At 77.1% G+C, this 1,471-nt stretch carries 2 protein-coding genes; both read left to right on the top strand.

The genetic code is table 11. The features are described from left to right. A partial coding sequence (locus tag JZ5iCDA_RS17465; protein ID WP_139123229.1) for an aminotransferase class V-fold PLP-dependent enzyme occupies window positions 1-463 on the top strand: 463 nt, incomplete at its 5' end. After that, window positions 460-1,471, top strand: a 1,012-nt coding sequence (gene mnmA, locus JZ5iCDA_RS17460) for a tRNA 2-thiouridine(34) synthase MnmA (RefSeq protein WP_069388238.1), incomplete at its 3' end; no start/stop codon positions are given. The genes JZ5iCDA_RS17465 and mnmA, both read left to right, overlap by 4 nt.

The raw sequence follows: 1,471 nt of genomic DNA, 5'->3' as shown, positions 1-1,471 counted from the left end.
GCGCCACCTCGCCGCGCTGCGCGACGAGCTCGTCGCGGGCGTGCGGCGCCTCGTCCCCGACGCGGTGCTCAGCGGGCCCGAGCCCGTGCCCGCGGACGCGGTGGACGGCGCCGGGGACCGGCCGGCCGTGCGCCTGCCGGGCAACGCCCACTTCACGTTCCCGGGCGCCGAGGGCGACTCGCTGCTCTACCTGCTCGACTCCGCGGGCGTCCAGGCGTCCACGGGCTCCGCGTGCCAGGCCGGCGTGCCGCAGCCGTCGCACGTGCTGCTCGCCATGGGAGTGCCCGAGCCGGTCGCGCGCGGCGCGCTGCGGTTCTCGCTCGGCGCCACCTCCACCGCCGACGACGTCGCCCACCTGCTCGACGCGCTGCCAGCCGCCGTGGACCGCGCCCGGGCGGCCGGTCTCGCGTCGTCGGGCACGTCGCGCGCCGTCGCGGCCGGCATGGCGGGAGGTGCCGCGTGAGGGTGCTGGCCGCCATGTCCGGCGGGGTCGACTCCGCGGTCGCCGCGGCGCTCGCGGTCGAGGCCGGGCACGACGTCGTGGGCGTGCACATGGCGCTGTCGCGCGACCGCGACCAGTTCCGCACCGGCTCGCGCGGGTGCTGCTCGATCGAGGACGCGGGGGACGCGCGTCGCGCCGCCGACGTGCTCGGCATCCCGTACTACGTGTGGGACCTGTCCGAGCGGTTCGAGGACACCGTCGTCGCCGACTTCCTCGCCGAGTACGAGGCGGGGCGCACGCCCAACCCGTGCGTGCGGTGCAACGAGCACATCAAGTTCGAGGCGCTGCTCGACAAGGCCACCGCGCTCGGCTTCGACGCCGTCGCGACGGGCCACTACGCGCGCGTCGTCGACGGCGACGTGCGCGAGCTGCACCGCTCGCCGAACGCGGCCAAGGACCAGTCCTACGTCCTCGCGGTCATGGGCCCCGAGCGGCTCGCGCGCGCGATGTTCCCGCTCGGGGACTTCGCGTCGAAGGACGAGGTGCGCGCCGAGGCCGCGCGCCGTGGGCTGTCGGTCTCCGCGAAGCCGGACTCCTACGACATCTGCTTCGTCGCCGACGGCGACACCCAGGGCTTCCTGCGCGAGCGCCTCGGGTCCCGGCCCGGGGAGATCGTCGACGCCGAGGGGCGCGTTCTCGGCGAGCACGACGGCGCCTACGCGTACACGGTGGGCCAGCGCAAGGGCCTCGGCATCGACCGTCCCGCCCCGGACGGGCGTCCGCGCTACGTCCTCGACGTCCAGCCGGGCGCGAACCGGGTCGTCGTCGGCCCGGCCGAGCTCCTCAGCGTGGACCGGGTCGAGGCCGGGGGAGCGGTGTGGTTCGACGGCGTGCTCGACGGGCCGGGCGCCGTCGCCCGCCCCGGGGAGCCGTTCGACGCGCAGGTGCAGGTCCGCGCGCACGGGAACCCCGTCCCGGCGCGCGTGCGCGCGACGGCCGGCCCGGACGGCGCGGGCGGCGCGGTGATGG

Source organism: Cellulosimicrobium cellulans, assembly GCF_001722485.1.
Taxonomy (GTDB): Bacteria; Actinomycetota; Actinomycetes; order Actinomycetales; family Cellulomonadaceae; genus Cellulosimicrobium; species Cellulosimicrobium cellulans_A.
The sequence above is the reverse complement of the archived record's forward strand: the minus strand, read 5'-3'. Positions and strand labels throughout refer to the sequence as shown.